The sequence below is a fragment of the Paenibacillus radicis (ex Gao et al. 2016) genome (assembly GCF_014641555.1).
GTDB lineage: Bacteria > Bacillota > Bacilli > Paenibacillales > Paenibacillaceae > Pristimantibacillus > Pristimantibacillus radicis.
The window spans coordinates 63,460-82,890 of the sequence record NZ_BMHY01000016.1; the positions used below are offsets into that span (position 1 = coordinate 63,460).

Here is a 19,431-nt window from a genome sequence, read left to right on the forward strand (position 1 = left end):
CTATTATAAACAGGACGGTACAACGATATGAAAAAGACAGCGCACGTTATCGCGCACTCACATTGGGATAGAGAGTGGTATTTGCCTTTTGAAAAACACCGGATCAAACTTGTAGAGCTCATGGAGCTTCTGATCGAAACGATTGATAAAGACCCGAATTACGGCAGCTTTCATCTCGACGGACAGACGGTACCGCTGGAAGATTATTTGGAAATTATGCCGCATCGTGCGGAAAAAGTGCGTGAGCTGATCGAGAAAGGCAAGCTTGTGATTGGCCCTTGGTATATTTTGCAGGATGAGTTTCTGATCAGCAGTGAAGCGAATGTCCGCAACTTGCAAATCGGCATTATCGATTCTGAAAAGCTGGGGCCCTATGCTGAAATCGGCTACTTCCCCGACTCCTTTGGTAATATCGGTCAAGCGCCGCAAATTCTTCGTCAAGCTGGCATGGATACTGCGGTATACGGCCGGGGCGTGAAAGCGGTCGGTTTCAATAATGAAATCGGCGAAGACAACCAATACTTGTCCAAATATTCGGAGATGTACTGGGAATCGCCGGACGGCAGCCGCGTGCTCGCTATTTTGTTCGCGAACTGGTATCACAACGGCATGGAAATTCCGGCTGATCCGGAAGCTGCGCTTACTTACTGGAACGAACGTCTTCCAAGAGTTGAGGCTTATGCTTCGACACCAGAGCTGCTGTTCATGAATGGCTGCGACCATCAGCCGCTGCAAGCCGATCTGAGCGAAGCGCTTGCTGTATCGGGTGAAGTTCGTCCGGACATCGAGTTCAAGCACTCCAGCTTCCCGGAATATATCGAAGCGGTGAAAGCGAAGCTGCCTGAAGAGCTTGCGGTCATCCGCGGCGAGCTGAGAAGCCAATTTACTGACGGCTGGAATACGCTGGTCAACACGGCTTCGGCACGGGTATACATCAAGCAGGCCAACAATAAGACGCAGACGCAGCTGGAGAAAGTGACGGAGCCTCTTGCAGTTATGGCGTATGCCGCAGGTATGGAATATCCGAAGCATGAATTGACTTACGCTTGGAAAACGCTGCTGCGCAACCATCCGCATGACAGCATTTGCGGCTGCAGCGTCGACGAGGTTCACCGTGAGATGATGACCCGCTTTGAGAAATCCGTCACGATGGCAGAAGCGGTTGCGGACCGCAGCGCAGAGTGGCTGTCCGGTCAGATTGATACTTCAAGCTTCGGCAAGCTTCAAGGCGCTCCGCGTTTCGACGGAACTGCTGGACCAAGCGTACCTTTTGTCCTCTTCAACACGACGGGACACCGCAGAAGCGGCGTTGTGACGCTTGTATTGGATGTATGCCGCCATTATTTCGATGGCAAAAGAGCGCCGCATGATCAATATGCAGGGTTGACGGGATATCAGCCGGGCAAACTCGCTATCGTTGATGCTAAAGGCAATGTGGTCGAAGCGGTAATTGTGAGTAAAGGTCTCGCATTCGGCTATGATCTGCCGGATGACCGTTTCCGTCAGCCATACTGGGCTTACCAAGTTGAAGTGACCATTGAAGCGAACAACTTGCCGCCGGTAGGTTATGAGACGTATTCGCTCGTAGCCGCCGATGCGGTTCAATCGAAAGCAGCTTTCGGCGAAATCGTAACAGACGGAGGCCGCGTGTTGGAAAACGACATCCTGAAGGTTGTTATCGCAGCGGACGGCAGCTTTACTGCACTCGACAAACAATCCGGCCAAAGCTACAGCAAGCTGGGCTTGTACGAAAATACAGGCGATATCGGCAATGAATATATGTACATGCAGCCTGTTGGCGAAACGGCTCTGACGACAGAAGGGCTCCAGGCTGATCTGGAAATCGTGGAAAACAACAGCTTGCGCGGCAGTGTGAAGCTGACGCACCGCTGGCAGCTGCCGGTGTCGGCCGATGAGAAGCTTGATTTGGAGATCAATTCGATGACTCCGTTCCGCGAGCGTAAATCGCAGCGCGTACAAGAAACGAGAGAAGTTACGATTCAAACGGTACTTACGCTTGAAAAAGGTGATAGAAGCGTTCGAATCGCCAGCGAGATTGACAATACCGTATTGGATCACCGGATTCGGATGCTGTTCCCGACGGGATTGAAAGCATCTGGCGTGACCGTGGATTCCATCTATGAGCTGGCAGAACGCCCGCTGAAGCCAGAAGCGGAATGGATTAATCCGAGCAATGCACAGCATCAGCAAGCATTTGTCAGCATGAGCGACGGCCGTCATGGCGTAACGGTTGCTAACAAAGGGCTGCATGAATACGAAGCGCTGGAGAATGGCGACGGAACGCTGGCTGTTACGCTGTTGAGAAGTGTGCGCGAGCTGGGCGACTGGGGTGTATTTGCAACGCCGGAAGCGCAATGCCAAGGCAAGCAGACAGCCGAGCTTAAGCTGATCATCCATGAGGGAACGGCTATTGCTGGCGAAGCTTACGTGGACGCTTATCAATTCCAGGTGCCTTGGACGGCGCGTCAAACCGATGTGCATGAAGGCAAGCTGTCTGCTAGCGGCAAGCTGATCGATTGGGACGGCGAGCGCATGGCGGTTACCGCTCTTAAAGTTAGCGAGTACTCCGGTGATATTATGCTGCGGATGTTCAACGTTTCTGCTGAGCCGACGTCGGTAGCAGTAGAGTCGTCAGCCGGGTTGAACGGCATCTATAAGAGTGATATTTTGGAGCGTCCATCTGATGCGCAAGTTGAAGGCAGCTTGGAAGTTGGACCTGCCGAGATCGTTACAATCGGATTGAAACGCGTATAAAAGGCAATAGGCCGCTGCTGCGGCCGCCGATCCATCACGCGAAGGGGGATATCATATCAAATGGCAAAGATAGCAGGCATTAAATGCATTCGTACGAGGCATGACCGAACTTGGACAATTGTAAAAGTAGAGACGGATCAACCGGGCTTGTACGGGATCGGATCCGCCAGCGATATGTATCACCCTACCGCAGTGGAGCAAGTGATCGAGGAGCTTCTGGCTCCTCAGCTCATTGGCAGGGAAGCAGGACAAATCGAGGATATTTGGCAGACGATGTATACGAGTGGCTATTGGCGCAACGGCGCGACGCTGCACACCGCCATGAGCGGCATCGATATGGCGCTTTGGGACATTAAAGGCAAGCAAGCGGGGATGCCGGTCTATGAGTTGCTCGGCGGCCCGGCCCGCTCGGAAATCCGGGCGTATGGACATGCCAACGGCAATACCTACGAGCAGCTGGAGGAAGAGGTTGAGCGCTACCGGGAGCAGGGCTATTCCCATATCCGCGTGCAATTGGGCGGTTATGGCGGCGGCGGATTTGTGGCAGGAGGCTCTTCGATCTTCCCTCCGGCTAACCGCTTTGACGAGGATTTGTATGTGAAGGCGATTCCGGAAATGTTCGAGAAGCTTCGCGTGCGTTATGGAATGGAACTGAAGTTCACCCATGACGTTCATGAGCATTTGAATCCGGCGGCTGCGGTCGCGCTTGCCAAACGGCTTGATCCTTACCATCTGTTCTTCCTGGAAGATTTGCTCCAGGTGGAGCACACGGAATGGTACAGACAAGTCCGCAACGTCAGCACGACGCCGCAAGCTGTCGGCGAGCTGTTCGTGCATCCGCAGGAATGGCTGCCGCTTGTGAAGGATCGTTTAATCGATTTTGTGCGTATGCGCGTATCCAAGGCGGGAGGCATTACCGCCTGCCGCAAAATCGCTGCCGTATGCGAAGCATTTGGCGTTCGTACAGCCTGGCAGGAGGGCGGCGAGAATGATCCCGTCAACCAAGTGGCTGCAGCACATTTGGATATGGCGATTTGGAACTTTGGGGTACAGGAAAGCAATCATTTTAACGAACGGGAGCGGGAGGTTTTTCCCGGCATGGCTGTCTTTGAAGGCGGGTGCCTGAAGCTTTCCGGCAAGCCTGGGCTTGGCATCGATATCGATGAAGAGAAAGCTTTATTGCTGGCAGAGCCTGCTTTGGGCAAAACCTACCACAGACCGTATAAATTAGACCGCAGACCGGATGGTACACTCGTTCGGCCGTAGAAGGGTGGAGCGCAAATGAAGACGGTAGTCATAACAGGCGCGGAAGGCAAACTGGGACGTTATGTCGTGAAGGAGTTTGCCGAGCACGGCTATCGCGTATTCGGCACCGACATGCGTCCGCCATCGGGAGGAAGAGGATACAGCCGTTATATGCAGGCTGATCTCGGGTCATTAGGCGAGGTATATGGCTTGCTGGCGGACGCGGATAGCGTCGTTCATCTGGCGGCCGTGCCTAATCCGATCAACTTCTCGCCGGAGCGCATTTTCAGCAACAATGTCATGTCGACTTACAATGTGCTCGAAGCGGCTTCCAAGCTGGGCATTAACAAAGCTGTTATCGGTTCTAGTGAATCGGCTTACGGTTTTTGCTGGGCGAAGACACCGTTTGCGCCTGATTTTTTCCCGGTAGACGAAACCCACCCGCTGCTCGCCCAAGAAAGCTACGGCTTGTCCAAGGGAGTAAACGAGCAGATTGGCGATATGTTCTACCGCAGGGTAGGAATGTCCGTCTATGCGTTACGGTTCTCGCATGTGTTGGAGCCGGATGAGTATGAGCACATTATCGCCGGTTTTGAGCATACGGGAAGGCATCACCGGATTCTATGGAGCTATATCGACGCACGTGATGCGGCAGAAGCTTGCCGTTTGGCGGTAGAAAGCGAGAAACCGGCAGAGTCCGTCGCGTTGAACATTACGGCGAGCGATATGATGTCGGATGCATCGCCGGAGCTGCTGTTGAGCCGTCACTATGCGGAGGTGAAGGATATCCGCAAGCCGGTATCTGAGCTGACCGCATTGGTCAGCAACCGGCTTGCCGAAGATAAGATCGGCTGGACGCCGCGTCATTCATGGCGCGACACGCTTAAGTAATTAAATGATAACGGCCCGTTCGGATGTAATCCCGAGCGGGCCGTTTTTTTGTTAGGTGCGCTCCTCTTCCGCCGTTTGCGGTACGTTCCTTTGTCGTGCGTTGTACTTTTAGCGAACCAACTTCCCACTATAGCGAAAAAAGATCACAACCGCGGGAGTATTGGTGGGTACTACGCGCACTGTAGAAACTTAACAATGAACACAACGAACCAACTTCGCTCTATAGTGAAGAAACTTTACATTCCACGGGGACTTGAGAGTAACAACGAAGCAGCTTCGCAAAATAGCGAAGCCAAGTTCGCAGTTGAAGTCTGCTGGGGGAGATCATAATCGTACAGCGAATCAAACTTCGCTACTCGAGAACCTAGGTTCACGGATAGCGAAATTTGATTCGCTCCGCTAGAGGATGCATCTGAAAAGTAACTTTATAACGAAATTAGCTTCGCAAAATAGCGAATCCGCTTCGCTCGCCGCTATCGAGGAGCCGCAACGAGTCCAGCACGCACATTGCGCAAACATAGCAATGAAAGTAACAACCAACTTCGCCGTTTAGGTTAAGAAAGGTTCGCAACCACGGGAGCATTAAGAGTAACTGTGCATATAGCGCGAACCTAACAATGACAGCAACGAACCAACTTCGCTCTATAGTGAAGAAACTTTACATTTCGCAGGGACTTGAGAGTAACAAGGAAGCAGCTTCGCAAAATAGCGAAGCCAAGTTCGCAGTTGAAGTCTGCTGGGGAGTTCATAATCGTACAGCGAATCAAACTTCGCTACTCGAGAACCTAGGTTCACGGATAGTGAAATTTGATTCGCTCCGCTAGGGGATGCAGCGGAAAAGTAACTTTATAACGAAATTAGCTTCGCAAAATAGCGAAGCAGCTTCGCTCGCCGTTGTCGAGGAGCCGCAACGAGTCCAGCACGCACATTGCGCAAACATAGCAATGAAAGTAATGAACAAATACGCTGATTAGTGAAGAAAGTTTGCAGCTGCTGGAGTATTGAGAGTAACTACGCACATAGCGCAAACCTAACGATTACAGCAATGAACCAACTTCGCTCTTTAGTTATAGTAGTAGGGACCGGAGGCCAACGGAGTCGTCATATCGCCATTTTAGAAAAGGAAATTGCCTTGTAGCGGACAATCTCCGCATTGGCCTCTCCGCGCATAAGCTAATGGCAGAAGGCTGTTTCTTTTAGGGGGATTGCTCGTGGGATATAACAGAAGCCGGCGGCGGACTTCCGCGCTGCTGCCGCTTGTACTGTTTGTGCTGCTAGTCATTTTGCTTTTGTTCGGTTTGTGAATAACGTTATGATTCAAGGCTCAGAGAACGGCGTTAGCCGGGCTCTTGGGCTTTTTTTCTTCTCCGCGAATAGCGGAGCACCACAGCACTCAGCCTACAACCTGAACGAATGCGCATAACTGAAACTGTTCTTACAAATAATGAGGAAGAAATCGTGCGAGCCTTATCGAAATAATGGCTTTGTTGCGCGATCATTTCAGCCTCAGGAGGGGAACTCACTTGTCATCGAACAGCAGCGCAGAGAACGGCAAATACCCGAAAATGTCGATGTCTCCCAAGGAATATCAGGCGTTCGCCAAGACGCGGGAGCCTTCGCGGTCGATTTTTACCAACTGCTTGAAGGCTTTTTTATTCGGAGGAATGATTTGTTTAATCGGACAAGGCATCCAGGAGTTGTTCATTCATTTAATGGGTATGAGCAAAGAGGATGCCAGCAATCCGACCGTGGCGGTGCTTATTCTAATATCCGTTATTTTAACCAGCCTTGGCGTTTACGATAAAATCGCACAATGGGCCGGAGCTGGAACGGCGGTTCCCGTCACCGGCTTCGCCAACTCCATGTGCTCGGCTGCTCTGGAGCATCGCAGCGAAGGGTTGGTGCTGGGCGTTGGCGCGAATATGTTCAAGCTTGCCGGCTCCGTCATTGTATTCGGTACTGTTGCTGCCTTTTTTGTCGGGATTGCACATTTGCTGCTCGGCACTAATGGGGGGCACTGATTATGCTGCGGGGTAATCAAACATGGTGGTTTGAGAACCGGCCTGTTATTATTGGGGCGGCGACTGTCGTAGGTCCTGACGAGGGTGACGGCCCGCTTGCTGCGGATTTTGATCTCGTCCATCCGGAGCTCGATATGCAGCAGAAAAGCTGGGAGAAGGCTGAGCGGCTGCTGCTGGAGCAGGCTACCGATTTTGCGATTCAAAATGCGCGCATCGATAAGGACCAGCTGCAATTTTACGTCGGTGGCGATTTAATGAACCAAATCATTAGCAACTCATTTGCAGCAAGGGCGCTGGGCGTCCCGTATATCGGCGTGTTTGGTGCATGCTCGACCTCCATGGAGACGCTGGCCATCGCTTCGTTGATGGTCAATTCCAATTCAGCAGATTATGCGCTTGCCGGCACCTGCAGCCATAACTGCACGGCGGAGAAGCAATTTCGCTATCCGACAGAATATGGCTCGCAAAAGCCGCCTACCGCTCAATATACGGTAACGGGCGCTGGAGCAGCCGTTATCGCTGCTTCTGGCGACGGTCCGGTCGTCGAATGCGCCACGATTGGCAAAATCGTCGATCTTGGCATTAAAGATCCATTCAATATGGGAGCGGCGATGGCTCCGGCTGCGGTCGATACGATACAGTCGCATTTCAACGATACCGGAAGAACGCCGAAAGATTACGATTTGATCGTCACCGGCGACCTTGCCGGAGTAGGGCATCCCATTGCAACCGAGCTGCTGATGCGGGATGGAGTTCCGATGGACCAAACGGTATTTAACGATTGCGGATTGATGGTGTATGACACAGAACGGCAGAAGGTGCAGGCGGGCGGCAGCGGCTGCGGTTGTTCTGCTGTCGTCACCTACGGACATTTGCTTAAACGGATTGCCAAAGGCGAGCTGAAGCGGGTGCTTGTCGTGGCGACGGGAGCGCTGCTGTCGCCATTGTCTTATCAACAAGGTGAGAGCATTCCCTGTATCGCCCATGCAGTAGCCATCAGCGGAAAGGAATGAGGACAGCATGCAGTTTCTATGGGCATTCGTAATCGGCGGGGCGATTTGTGTCATCGGCCAACTGATGTTTGATTTATTTAAGCTGACGCCTGCGCATACGATGGCGACGCTTGTCGTCATCGGCGCGATCATCGACGGAATCGGCTGGTATGAGCCGCTTGTCGCATTCGCCGGAGCCGGCGCGACGGTGCCGATCACGAGCTTCGGCAACGCGCTCGTACACGGCGCATTGACGGAGCTTGAGAAATCGGGCTGGATCGGCGTTATATCCGGCATATTTAAAGTGACGAGCGCCGGTGTATCAGCAGCGATTATTTTCTCCTTCCTGGCGGCGCTTGTCGTCAGGCCAAAGGGTTGAACGACTAATTGTTCATGAAATTGGAGAATCCCCAACTGTGGGATTCTCCAATTTTTTTTGGCATAACAAGCATTTGTGCAACCTCAAGGAAGTGCTGTAAAATAGTACTAAATAACCTAAACTATTTACACCAATGATCCACAGATGCTTACAATTTTCCGGGAGGTCGTTGCTAAATGGAAACTCGTCTTGCTGATATGCAGTTATGTTCTTCGATAGTTAGCAGTCTTAATCGTTGTATTCTAGGGAAGCAAGAGGAAATCGAGCGACTGATGACCGCTGTAATTAGCGGCGGACATGTGTTGCTGGAGGATGTGCCCGGCACTGGAAAAACCCAGCTCGTGAAAGCGTTGGCAAAATCGATTGGCGGACAGTTCCGGCGCATACAGTGCAACCCGGACTTGCTGCCGACTGATATAACAGGCGTATCAATTTATCATCCGAAGCAGGAGCAGTTTATATTCCGCCCGGGCCCGGTGATGACCAATATATTGCTGGCCGATGAGATTAACCGGGCGACGACAAAGACACAATCTGCGCTGCTGGAGGCGATGGAGGAGGGGCGGGTAACGGTAGACGGCGATACGTATGTGCTGCCTGAGCCATTCATATTGCTTGCAACACAAAACCCGATCGAATTCGAAGGCACTTACACACTTCCGGAAGCGCAGCTCGACCGTTTCATGATGAAGCTGTCGCTTGGCTATCCAAGCGAAGAGGATGAGCAGGCGATGATTTTGTCGAATAAAGGAAGCCATCCTTCCGACAACTGTAGTCAGCTCAGTGAAATTGAGGACATAATCCGCATTCAGGAGCAAGTACAGCATGTCCATATGGACGATGCGGTAGGTAATTATTTAATCCGGATTATTCGCTCAACCCGCGAGCATGCGAGTGTTCAGCTGGGCGCTAGTCCCCGCGCTGCAATCGCGCTAGCAAGGGCAGCGAAGGCGAGCGCGTATTTGCAGCAGCGAAGCTTCGTTACACCGGATGATATTAAGAAGCTGGCCCCTTACGTGCTTTCGCACCGGCTGCTGCTCCATATGGAAGCGAGAATGAACGGCTTGCGGCCGGAGGATGTTATAGCGGTCGTGCTGGACCAGGCGAAAGTGCCGGTAAGGCTGGAGCGCTGATGCGATGGCCAAGGAAATAACGGACAAAAGACGCTGGGTCGTTATTGGGCTTATTTATACTACCGCATTATTTTATTTCTTATTTCAGGGCGGCAAGACGGCTTTTATGCTGTTTATGATTTTGAACTTATTACTTCTTTATTTATTGCTCGGAAGATGGAGCGGGATCGGTAAGGTTTATGGCAGCCGCAGCTACAAACAGCAGGGTGCGTCAGCTCATGCCGAGCAATCTTTGACGGCGGGCAGCTCGCTTGAAGTGCAACTTACTGTGCGGGTTCCGGGTGTCTATCCCATTCCTTATGTTCTTGTTAGAGACCGGTTGTACCGGCATAACGGACAACGGCTCGACTTCGAGTCATCATTCGTGCCGAACTGGAAGCGCAGTGGCGAGGTCGTTTATCTAACTCCGCCGCTGCAGCGCGGCGAATACCGTTTTCACTCTACTCAATGTTTATCGCATGACGTATTCGGCCTCTTCGAGCATTCCGGCCGATTCGGTTCCGAGGCAGTATTCAACGTGATGCCGCAGACGGTTCCGCTGCGGCAATGGCATGGTATCCAGAGAGGCATTCGTGGTCCTTACTCGCATGCGATCGCTTCCCGTTCGTCGAAGGAAACGACGCAAATTAACGGAGTGAGGGAATATTTGTACGGTGACCGGTTGTCTCGTGTTCATTGGAATGCAACCGCCAAGACGGGGGAATGGAAGTCAAAGGCGTTTGAACGGGAATCGCTTCCTCGTACGATCATTATTCTCGACCGGTATGCGGGGGATTACCCGGCTCCATCGGGAGACCGCTTCGAGCTGGCTGTATCCGCAGCCGCTTCGCTGCTGGAGAACGGTTTGAAGGGCGATACGGCGATGGGCTTGCTGTCGGTTGGCACGCAATTGACGATGCTGCAACCGAAGTCGGGATTGGAGCAGCGAAGTGCGGTCATTAAACATCTGACGTTCGTGGAAGCTGATGCACCGCATACGGTGTACAAGTCGATTTTGAAAGCCGACTCCATGCTGGAGCCAGGATCATTTGCCGTACTAATCTCCGGTGTCACCGGCAAGGAAGCGATCCGTTCTATGGAATGGCTGTTCCGCAAAGGATTGACGCCCTGCTTGCTGCAAATCAGCAAGCCTGCAGGGCAGGCGCGTCAGGATGAGAGTTGGAGGCAACTGCTGCACAGCCGCGGCTGGCCCGTATTTTCGCTGCAGCAGCTGCAAGAGCTGCCGGCTGTATTGGAAGGGGGCGGTGGCGCGTGATGCTGATCCGGCTCATCAAGGTGATTTTCCGCTATTTGGCGCCTGACTGGTATGTGAAGCTATCCACCCTGTTCGTTGCGCTGATGATAATGAACACAGTTGCTATCTTCGAAGGCTACTGGTGGGAAGAGACGTTCAAAGTCGTGAACGCAGCGCTTCTGCTTGCGGTGGCGGTCGATATTATATTGCCGCTTCGATTGCGAATAACGAAAATGATAGCCCAAGCTGTTCTGCTGCTGACATCGACGATTGCTTATGTTCAATTTGACAAGTTGTACGCTAATCCCGAGTCATGGAGCGAAAGGCTGGACCTGCTCTGGTTCTATGCCAAGCAGCTTGATCCGTATATTTGGTTCGCTGGCGTCATATTCATCATTTATTTGTTGTTCAGCAAATGGGTGACGACGAGAGCAAGAATGATCGGTTTTGTAACCGTCAATTTGCTGTCGCTGACCATCGCCGATTCGTTTACACCGATTTGGCTGTGGGATAAAGTTGCCTGGATCGTATTTTTAGGATTGATCTGGCTCGTTGCCGCTCACTTAAGGCGGTTGGAACGCAGTCATCCGCGCAGCTGGCAGGAGCTGCTGGAATACCCGCTGCAGCTTCTAATACCGGTTGCTGTCGTGCTTGCGCTGCTCATGGGGATAGGTGTACTTATGCCGACGGTATCGCCTATCCTGCAGGATCCTTATACGATATGGAAAGAGTCGAAGGGGGAACGCGTCAACGTCTTCCTTGGTGACAAGGGGTTGAATACGCCGACCCAGATCAGCACCGGCGATACCAGCTCTGGCTATGGCCGGGATGACACAAAGCTAGGCGGCGGCTTCAACTACGACTACTCGCCTGTTATGACGGTTACGACAACTCAACGCGCTTATTGGCGCGGCGAGACCAAAAGCTTTTATTCAGGCGACGGCTGGAAGAGCGATAGCAATGGAAATGAGCCAATCTTCGGCGAAATTTCCAGAGATATGGAGCTGCCGCTGCGTGAAAAACGAAGCTTAGCGGAAACGCTGTCTGTTGAACAGACCATCGTTATGATTCGGAAGGATCACTATCCCGTCCTGTTTGCTGCGTCCCCGATTTCATCCGTTCATTGGGTCGGCAAGTCGGAGTCGTCAATTCCGAATGGGCTTATCTGGGCACCCAACTCCCTTGAGCTAAGATGGTCGAATTGGACGATGAGAGATTTTCCTGCGGCTTATTCCGTCAGATCGGATATTACCGTTCTGGATGCTGAAGGCCTTCGTAAGACAAAGGCAGAGCTTCTTGATGCGGATCGTTACTTGCAGCTGCCCAGCGAGCTTCCGCAGCGTGTGAAGCAGTTGGCGCTGGATATTACGGAAGGCGCATCTAACGATTATGATCGTGCTAAGCTGCTGGAAACTTATCTGCGTGAAAATTACGTGTATACGAATAAGCCCGATCTGTCTAAGCTTAGCGGCTCTAGCAAAGACTTTGTTGATCAGTTCTTATTCGAATTGAAGGAAGGCTATTGCGATTATTTCTCGACGGCTATGGCTGTAATGTCCCGTTCGCTGGGGATGTCTGTGCGCTGGGTGAAAGGCTTTGCTCCAGGGGCACTGCCGGTATCGGAGTACGGCCCACCGGGCATGTCAGGAGGAATTCCTGATGAGATTGATCGAAATCCGAATGGTGAAGGCACCTATACAGTGCGAAATTCAGACGCTCATTCCTGGGTTGAAATTTATTTCGAAGGCTATGGCTGGATTCCGTTTGAAGCAACGGCAGGGTTTTCGTTTCCTTACACGCTGCCTGCGGAAGCGGCTCCTGTGATGCCGGATCTGACGGACGTTGGAGACAGCCCGGAAACGGTCACGGCAGCTCAGGCCAATAATTCGCTGCTGAAGCTTGGTTTGTGGATTTCCCTATCCTTGCTTGCCGCTCTCGTTGCGGTCTGGGCAGTGCTTAGAAGAAAGCAGCTCGTTCAGGTATGGCGAGGCTTCCGTTTCCGTTCGTTTACCTCGGATGAGAGGATTGTATGGGAGACGGAGAGGCTGCTGCGCAAATGCAGAAGAAAAGGGCTGGAGCGAGGGGAGCATGAGACGCTACGCGAGGCGCTTCTTCGCTGGTCTGATGGCGGCAAACCGCTGCAAAGCGATTGGCGCGAGGTGCTGGACGGATTCGAGCGGGCTAAATATAGTCCCGTTAAATCCTCAGATGAGGAAGCTGACCGGTTCGTCGGCAAAGTGAAGCTGATCATGCAGCAATTATAAATGAAGCAAAGCGTTCCGAAGGGCGAGAAAAAGAAGCTTGATTACAGGAAGCAGCCTGTAATCAACTATTAATGGAAAGAAGCCGTCCGCTGGCGTTTGCCGGCGGCGGTATTTTTTTGCAACAAATTCGTGTTCTATGGTATAGTTTCGTAAGATAGCAGGAGAATGCAAAGGGGTCAAGCGCTTATGTTCGAGAGGCTGTTGCCGCACATGCGTGTGAATACGGTTTATGATATTCAATTAGATGAGTTGTACGCGAAAGGCGTTCGCGGCATTATTACCGATCTGGACAACACGTTGGTCGGGGCCCGTGAAGCGCTCGCTACGCCTGAACTGGTCAAATGGCTGGATGGCGTTCGCGATCGGGGCTTTAAAGTGGTTATCGTATCGAATAATAATGAGACTAGAGTGTCGAGGTTTGCTAAACCGCTCGACATTCCGTATATTCATGCCGCCCGCAAGCCGGCGAATAAATCTTTCCGCAAGGCGCTCACTGTATTGGGGCTGCCCGCGGAGAAGACGGTTGTGCTGGGCGACCAGATGCTGACAGACGTGCTGGGCGGCAACCGGATGGGATTGTATACGATTCTTGTAACGCCAATTGCTCCTGCTGATGAAGGAATCATGACCCGGGTAAACCGCCGGATCGAGCGCATTGCGTTGTCGAGATTGCGGAAGAAAGGGTTATGGTATGAGGGGGAGACGAAGTAATGAAGGAATTGGATAGCGGAATTGCGCTGTCATGCGCCGGCTGCGGCGTGAGCTTGCAGTCGGAGCGTCAGGAAGAGGCAGGTTATTTGCCGGAATCGGCATTGAAGCGGGAGCCGGTCATTTGCCAGCGCTGCTTCCGTATACGCAATTATAATGAAGCATCTTCTGTAGCGGTGGATCAGGATGATTTCCTGCGTCTGCTCGGAAGCATCGGCGAGACGGACAGCTTGGTCGTCCATATTGTCGATTTGTATGATTTCGAAGGCAGTCTAATTTCAGGCCTGCAGCGTTTTGTCGGCAATAACCCGGTGTTGCTTGTCGTCAACAAAGTGGACTTGCTGCCGAAATCGATGAACTTAAACCGGATTCGCAACTGGGTTCAGCAGCAAGCTAAAGCTGAAGGGCTGCGTACGGTTGATATCGTGCTGTGCAGCGCGAAGCGCAACATCGGCTTTGATCATGTCATCGAAGCGCTGGAGCGTCATCGCAAGGGACGCGACGTCTACGTCGTAGGTGCGACTAATGTCGGCAAATCGACGCTGATCAACCGGCTTATCCGCGACTACAGCGATTTGGAACGCGAGCTGACGACGTCCCGTTATCCGGGAACGACGCTGGATGCGGTTCATATTCCGCTTGATGACGACAAGGATATTATCGATACACCGGGAATCGTCTATGCTTCCCGGATGACAGAAATTGTTCCGCGCAGCTTCTTGCAATCGCTGCTGCCAGACAAGTCGATTAAGCCGCTTGTCTATCAGTTGAATGATAAACAAACGCTGTTCATTAGCAGCCTCGTCCGGTTCGACTTCGTTGAAGGAGAGCGCCAGTCGTTTACGCTGTATATTTCGAATGCGCTGAACGTCCATCGGACGAAGCTCGAACGGGCGGACGAGCTGTACAAGGAGCACCGCGGGGAACTGCTAGGAGCGCCTTCTCGCGAGGAGCTTGACGAAATGCCGGCTTGGACCCGTCATTCGCTGCGTATTCCGCGGGGCGCTAAAAAAGATATTTTCATCGCGGGCCTCGGCTGGATTCAAGCGAACGGCACGACAGGTGCTATCGTTGATCTGTATGCTCCTAAAGGCATTAAAGTGCTGATGAGAGATTCGCTTATCTAATAGAAGAGGGGGAGCGGACATGAACCCATCGACGCTCAGCGAGGAGACGGCAGGCCATCGAATTGACAGCCATACCGTGCTTTACGGCGTCATCGGAGATCCGATCCGCCATTCCAAATCGCCGATTATGATGAATCGGGCGTTTCGGGAAACAGGTGTTAACGGCGTGTATGCCGCCTATCATATTACGTCTGATAAGCTTGCCGATTTTATCGGAGGTGTAAGGGCAATGGGCATAAGGGGAGTCAATGTGACGATTCCCCACAAGCTGGATATTATGAAGCATATGGATGCCATCGACCCCGGTGCGGAAGCAATCGGAGCGGTTAATACGATTGTGAACGACAACGGCAGGCTGACCGGTTATAACACCGACGGCATCGGCTATGTCCGGTCGCTGAAGGAAGAAGCGGAGCCGGCTATTGCTGGAAAACGAATCGTCGTCATTGGAGCGGGCGGGGCATCGCGCGGCATTGTCTATGCTTTGGCAGGGGAGAAGCCTGCAAGCATAACGATTGCGAACCGTACGGAAGACCGTGCCCGCGAGCTGGCGCAGAGCTTCAGCAGTTTGGCCGAGCTTCGGGCCGTAACGTACGACGGATTGCAGGAAGCTTGCCGTGATGCGGATATCGTCATCAATACGACTTCCGTTGGTATGCACCCTCATACGGATGCAAGCCCAGTGGAGGCCGGCTGGCTGAAGCAAGACGCGGTCGCAAGCGACCTGATCTATAATCCGCTCAAGACGAAATTTCTTCAGCAAGCAGAGCAAGCAGGCTGCCGGATTCACGGCGGGCTTGGCATGTTTATCTATCAAGGCGCTTACGCCTTCGAATATTGGACGGGACAGACCGCGCCGGTTGCCGCAATGCGGGAAACGGTGCTGGCCTCGCTAATTTAATCGTTAGAAGCAGAAAGTTGCGAAAAAAGAAGGAGCATAACTATCATGTTGACAGGCAAACAGAAACGTCATTTGCGCGCATTGGCGCATCATTTGCAGCCGATTTTCCAGGTGGGCAAAGGCGGTACGAACGAGCAGCTCGTTCGTCATATTGAAGAAGCGATCGAAGTTCGCGAGCTTATTAAATTGTCCGTGTTGAATAACTGCATGGACGATCCGCGGGAGATTGGTGCAGAAGTTGCGAAAGCATCGGGCTGCGAGCTTGTACAAGTCATCGGCAAAACGATCGTGCTGTATAAGCGTTCGAGCGAAGAGAAATACCGGAAGATCGAACTTCCTTCGCCGAAGCGCTAGAGCGCAGGTATCGATTCTTTAATCGGAATCTCGAGAGAGGAGAGGACAGCATGGGCAACATCGGCATCATGGGCGGCACCTTCGACCCCATTCATATCGGTCATCTTATAGCGGCGGAAACGGCGCTTGACCGATGCGGTTTGGACGAGATATGGTTCATTCCTTCCTTCAAGCCTCCGCTTAAAGACCGGCAGCCGGGTGTCGACAGCGATATCCGCTATCAGATGGTGGCGGATGCCATACAAGACAATGCGGCTTTTCGCGTTGTTGACCTGGAGCTTCGAAGAGGCGGAATGAGCTATTCCGTCGATACGGCGCTGGAGCTGTCCCGCCTGCATCCCGAGCATGCTTTCTCGTATATTATAGGGTCCGACCGCATCAACGATTTGCCGCAATGGCATCGGGTGGAGCAGTTGGTCTCGCTCGTGTCCTTCATCGGTTTGGAGCGGGAGGGGACGCCGGCAGAGCCGGACAGCTTGCCCGCTTACATCCGGAGCAGGCTGAGCATTATTGCTATGCCGGCAATTGGCATCTCTTCGACTGATATCCGAAACCGGGTACGGCTGGGTCAGTCGATCCGGTATATGGTACCGGAATCTGTCCGGCAGTGTATCGAGGGGAGGGCTTTATATGAATCGTGAGCAGATGATCGCATCCGTCAAATCGCAAATGCCTGAGCGCCGCTGGCTTCATACCGAAGGGGTGATGAAGACGGCCGTTCTGCTGGCTGAGCGTTATGGGGAAGATCCCCATAAAGCGGAACTTGCCGCTATTTTGCATGACGTGGCGAAATATTGGCAAATTGCAAAAATGGAACAAATTATTCGTGAACAGAAGCTCAATGGGACGCTGCTCCTTTATGATAAAGAGTTGTGGCATTCCGAGGTTGGCGCCTGGGTCGCAGAGCAGGAATACGGCGTTACCGATATTCAGGTGCTGGATGCCATCCGCTACCATACGTCGGGCCGCATCGGCATGACGAAGCTGGACAAGATCGTCTGCCTTGCCGATTATATCGAGCCGGGCCGGGATTTTCCGGGCGTAGAGTCTATTCGCGAATTAAGCGGGCAAAGCTTGGAGCAGGCGTTAATCGCAGGATTCGATAGCACGATTTCGTTTCTGGTTGCCAAGGGCAAGCGGATATTCCCGCTTACAGTAGATGCCCGCAATGATTTAATAGAACAGCAAAAAACAGGAGGTTGAGCAATGACGGTACATTCAGACGAATTGCTGCAAGTGACGGTTACGGCCGCGGAAGATAAGAAAGCGATGCGTATTGTCGCGTTGAATTTGAAAGAAATTTCGCTAGTGGCTGACTATTTTGTCATTTGCCACGGCAATTCAGATACGCAAGTACAAGCGATTGCAACAGAAATTAAAAAACAGGCGGATATGCGCGGGGTTAAAGTGCGCGGCATAGAAGGATTGGACTCGGCAAGATGGGTGCTGATCGACCTTGGCGATGTCATCGTTCATGTCTTCCATCGCGACGAACGCGAATACTATAACATCGAGCGTCTGTGGTCAGATGCGAAGGTAGTGGAGTTCGCATGAGCTGGATTGCCGGTACGTATCAAACGTTAAGGGTGGCGCGTGAAGTGTCGCCCTATGGTTATTTTTTGACCGATGGGGAGAACGAGGTGCTTATGCACTACACGGAGCTCGTCGGCAAAAAGCCGAAGCTGGGCGATGAAGTGGAAGTATTCCTGTTCTTCGATACAGAGGACCGGATTTCCGCTACGATGAAGCGTCCATTGCTGACACTGGGAGAGATGGCCCGTTTGAAGGTGGCGGATGTGCATCCGCGGCTGGGCTGTTTTCTCGAAATCGGACTGGGCCGCCAATTGCTGCTCCCGCTCTCCGAGCTGTCGGAGAAAGTGGAATACCGGCCGCTTCCCGGTGACGAGGTACATGTCATTCTCGGCCATGACAAGGCAGGCCGGCTATTGGCTACGCTGGCGGGAGAAGATGAGCTTGGTCCGCTAGTATTCGAGGCGCCGCAAGCTTGGCGCAACCAGTGGGTAGAAGGCTGGGTAACGAAATCGCTGCAGATGGGCTCCTTTGTACTGATTGATGGCGGCGTTGTCGGCTTTGGCGTATTCGGGATGATACCAAGCTCGGAGCGGACAAGACCTTTACGCCTTGGCGAAAGGGTAGCGGGAAGGGTTACGTTCATTCGCGAGGATGGCCGCGTCAACCTGTCGATGGCCAAGCTCAAGCAGGAAGGCCGTCTGGAGGATGCTGACCGGATTCTCGCTTATCTGAAGGAACGCCCCGGCGGCGGCATGCCTTATTCGGATGAATCGCCGGCAGATGCGATTAAGCAAAAGTTCCAAATCAGCAAATCGGCGTTCAAACGGGCGCTTGGCAAGCTGATGCGGGAGGGAGCGATTACGCAAAAGGGCAGCTGGACGTATTTGGCGGAAGCTGCCCCGGAAGCCGGAGGCGCGAGCGGGGCTGACTCGCAGGCTTCTGACAGCACGGGCACGAGTACTGGCCCAGGCGCGGATCATTCGGAGGGATAGGCCTATGGATTCGTACGGACAATTTGCTTCGGTCTACGACCGGCTGATGGAGGATATGCCTTACGAGCAGTGGCTGCAATTTGCCGAAAGCTGCTGGAAGCGATTTGGTGTGCCGGAATCGGTCGTCGATCTCGGCTGTGGAACGGGCAGCATTGCGGTGCCGCTCGCGCTATCAGGCAAACAGGTATACGGCATTGATCTGTCCGCCGATATGCTGGCGGTCGCTCGCAGCAAATGGGATGAGCAAGCGCGTTCCGGGCACCGAGGCTCTGTTTTATGGCTGCAGCAGGATATGCGCGACTGGCAGCTTCTGGAGCCGGTAGACTGTGTGTTGTCCTTCTGTGATTGCATCAATTACTTAACCGAGGAAGCCGATGTCGAAGCGGCTTTCCGGGCCGCCTACGACGGATTGAAGGCTGACGGCGGCTTGTTCCTGTTCGATGTACATGCACCGTCCATTCTTCGCCGCTATGCGGACGAGCAGCCTTTCATTCTAGATGAGGAGGATGTCGCCTATATTTGGACATCGGAGCTGGACGAGGAGCGCTGCGAAATCGAGCATCATTTGACGATCTTTGCGCAAGAGCGAGGAGAACGGTTCCGCAGGTTCGAGGAGCTGCACAGGCAGCGTGCCTACGACCCGGATTGGATCGAGTCCGCCTTGCGGCGGGCCGGCTTCGAGGCCGTGGAGCGCTATGCCGATTTCGAGCTGAAGCCGGCAGGCGCGAGCTCCGAACGGCTTTTCTTCGCAGCTGTGAAGCGGTAAGTATAAGGTGAAAAAGGTGTCGCACAAGTATACACTTGTGCGACACCTTTTTTGGGTTCGGTCAAAATATTTTGTCGATGCCCGGAAGGAATTTGAAGGTCGTCTTCTGAGCGCTT

General features: G+C 52.9%; 18 protein-coding genes. All 18 read left to right on the plus strand.

Annotated features, from left to right (window positions below; genetic code table 11):
• Positions 1–27 precede the first annotated feature (27 nt).
• The 18 genes from IEX98_RS25405 (at position 28) to IEX98_RS25490 (ending at position 19,315) form a co-directional block, all read left to right on the plus strand.
• Positions 28–2,775 (plus strand): alpha-mannosidase, encoded by a 2,748-nt coding sequence (locus IEX98_RS25405; protein WP_188892496.1) that lies wholly within the window; start codon positions 28–30, stop codon positions 2,773–2,775.
• A 60-nt stretch (positions 2,776–2,835) separates the two neighbouring features.
• Complete coding sequence (locus IEX98_RS25410; protein ID WP_188892497.1) at positions 2,836–4,041, plus strand: enolase C-terminal domain-like protein; 1,206 nt, start codon at positions 2,836–2,838, stop codon at positions 4,039–4,041.
• 15 nt (positions 4,042–4,056) lie between these two features.
• Positions 4,057–4,911, plus strand: coding sequence for an NAD-dependent epimerase/dehydratase family protein (locus IEX98_RS25415; protein ID WP_188892498.1), 855 nt, complete (start codon positions 4,057–4,059; stop codon positions 4,909–4,911).
• 1,565 nt (positions 4,912–6,476) lie between these two features.
• Positions 6,477–6,932 (plus strand): stage V sporulation protein AC, encoded by a 456-nt coding sequence (gene spoVAC / locus IEX98_RS25420; protein WP_188892527.1) that lies wholly within the window; start codon positions 6,477–6,479, stop codon positions 6,930–6,932.
• 2 nt (positions 6,933–6,934) lie between these two features.
• A complete protein-coding gene (gene spoVAD / locus IEX98_RS25425; protein ID WP_188892499.1) occupies positions 6,935–7,945 on the plus strand; it encodes a stage V sporulation protein AD in 1,011 nt (336 codons plus the stop codon).
• A 7-nt stretch (positions 7,946–7,952) separates the two neighbouring features.
• Positions 7,953–8,303, plus strand: coding sequence for a stage V sporulation protein AE (gene spoVAE / locus IEX98_RS25430; RefSeq protein WP_042159417.1), 351 nt, complete (start codon positions 7,953–7,955; stop codon positions 8,301–8,303).
• 176 nt (positions 8,304–8,479) lie between these two features.
• Positions 8,480–9,436: an AAA family ATPase gene (locus tag IEX98_RS25435; RefSeq protein ID WP_188892500.1), complete on the plus strand. Its 957-nt coding sequence runs from the start codon at positions 8,480–8,482 to the stop codon at positions 9,434–9,436.
• Between the two features lie 4 nt (positions 9,437–9,440).
• Positions 9,441–10,691 (plus strand): DUF58 domain-containing protein, encoded by a 1,251-nt coding sequence (locus IEX98_RS25440; RefSeq protein WP_188892501.1) that lies wholly within the window; start codon positions 9,441–9,443, stop codon positions 10,689–10,691.
• On the plus strand, positions 10,691–12,934 hold the full coding sequence (locus tag IEX98_RS25445) for a transglutaminase domain-containing protein (protein WP_229692394.1): 2,244 nt from the start codon (positions 10,691–10,693) through the stop codon (positions 12,932–12,934). The genes IEX98_RS25440 and IEX98_RS25445 overlap by 1 nt, the downstream gene beginning before the upstream one ends.
• 186 nt (positions 12,935–13,120) lie before the next feature.
• Entirely contained in the window at positions 13,121–13,645 is a 525-nt protein-coding gene (locus IEX98_RS25450) for a YqeG family HAD IIIA-type phosphatase (protein WP_188892503.1), read from the plus strand.
• Entirely contained in the window at positions 13,645–14,769 is a 1,125-nt protein-coding gene (yqeH, locus tag IEX98_RS25455) for a ribosome biogenesis GTPase YqeH (RefSeq protein WP_188892504.1), read from the plus strand. The genes IEX98_RS25450 and yqeH overlap by 1 nt, the downstream gene beginning before the upstream one ends.
• Positions 14,770–14,788: 19 nt before the next feature.
• Positions 14,789–15,670 carry a shikimate dehydrogenase gene (locus IEX98_RS25460; RefSeq protein WP_188892505.1) on the plus strand — a complete coding sequence of 294 codons (882 nt, stop codon included), beginning with the start codon at positions 14,789–14,791 and terminating at the stop codon, positions 15,668–15,670.
• A gap of 45 nt (positions 15,671–15,715) precedes the next feature.
• Positions 15,716–16,024, plus strand: coding sequence for a ribosome assembly RNA-binding protein YhbY (gene yhbY, locus IEX98_RS25465; protein ID WP_188892506.1), 309 nt, complete (start codon positions 15,716–15,718; stop codon positions 16,022–16,024).
• 50 nt (positions 16,025–16,074) lie between these two features.
• On the plus strand, positions 16,075–16,665 hold the full coding sequence (gene nadD, locus IEX98_RS25470; RefSeq protein ID WP_188892507.1) for a nicotinate-nucleotide adenylyltransferase: 591 nt from the start codon (positions 16,075–16,077) through the stop codon (positions 16,663–16,665).
• Positions 16,655–17,227 carry a bis(5'-nucleosyl)-tetraphosphatase (symmetrical) YqeK gene (yqeK, locus tag IEX98_RS25475; protein WP_188892508.1) on the plus strand — a complete coding sequence of 191 codons (573 nt, stop codon included), beginning with the start codon at positions 16,655–16,657 and terminating at the stop codon, positions 17,225–17,227. Before nadD ends, yqeK begins: the two co-directional genes overlap by 11 nt.
• Positions 17,228–17,230: 3 nt before the next feature.
• Positions 17,231–17,578 carry a ribosome silencing factor gene (rsfS, locus tag IEX98_RS25480; RefSeq protein WP_188892509.1) on the plus strand — a complete coding sequence of 116 codons (348 nt, stop codon included), beginning with the start codon at positions 17,231–17,233 and terminating at the stop codon, positions 17,576–17,578.
• On the plus strand, positions 17,575–18,549 hold the full coding sequence (locus tag IEX98_RS25485) for a CvfB family protein (protein WP_188892510.1): 975 nt from the start codon (positions 17,575–17,577) through the stop codon (positions 18,547–18,549). The genes rsfS and IEX98_RS25485 overlap by 4 nt, the downstream gene beginning before the upstream one ends.
• A 4-nt stretch (positions 18,550–18,553) precedes the next feature.
• On the plus strand, positions 18,554–19,315 hold the full coding sequence (locus IEX98_RS25490; RefSeq protein ID WP_188892511.1) for a class I SAM-dependent DNA methyltransferase: 762 nt from the start codon (positions 18,554–18,556) through the stop codon (positions 19,313–19,315).
• Positions 19,316–19,431 lie beyond the last annotated feature (116 nt).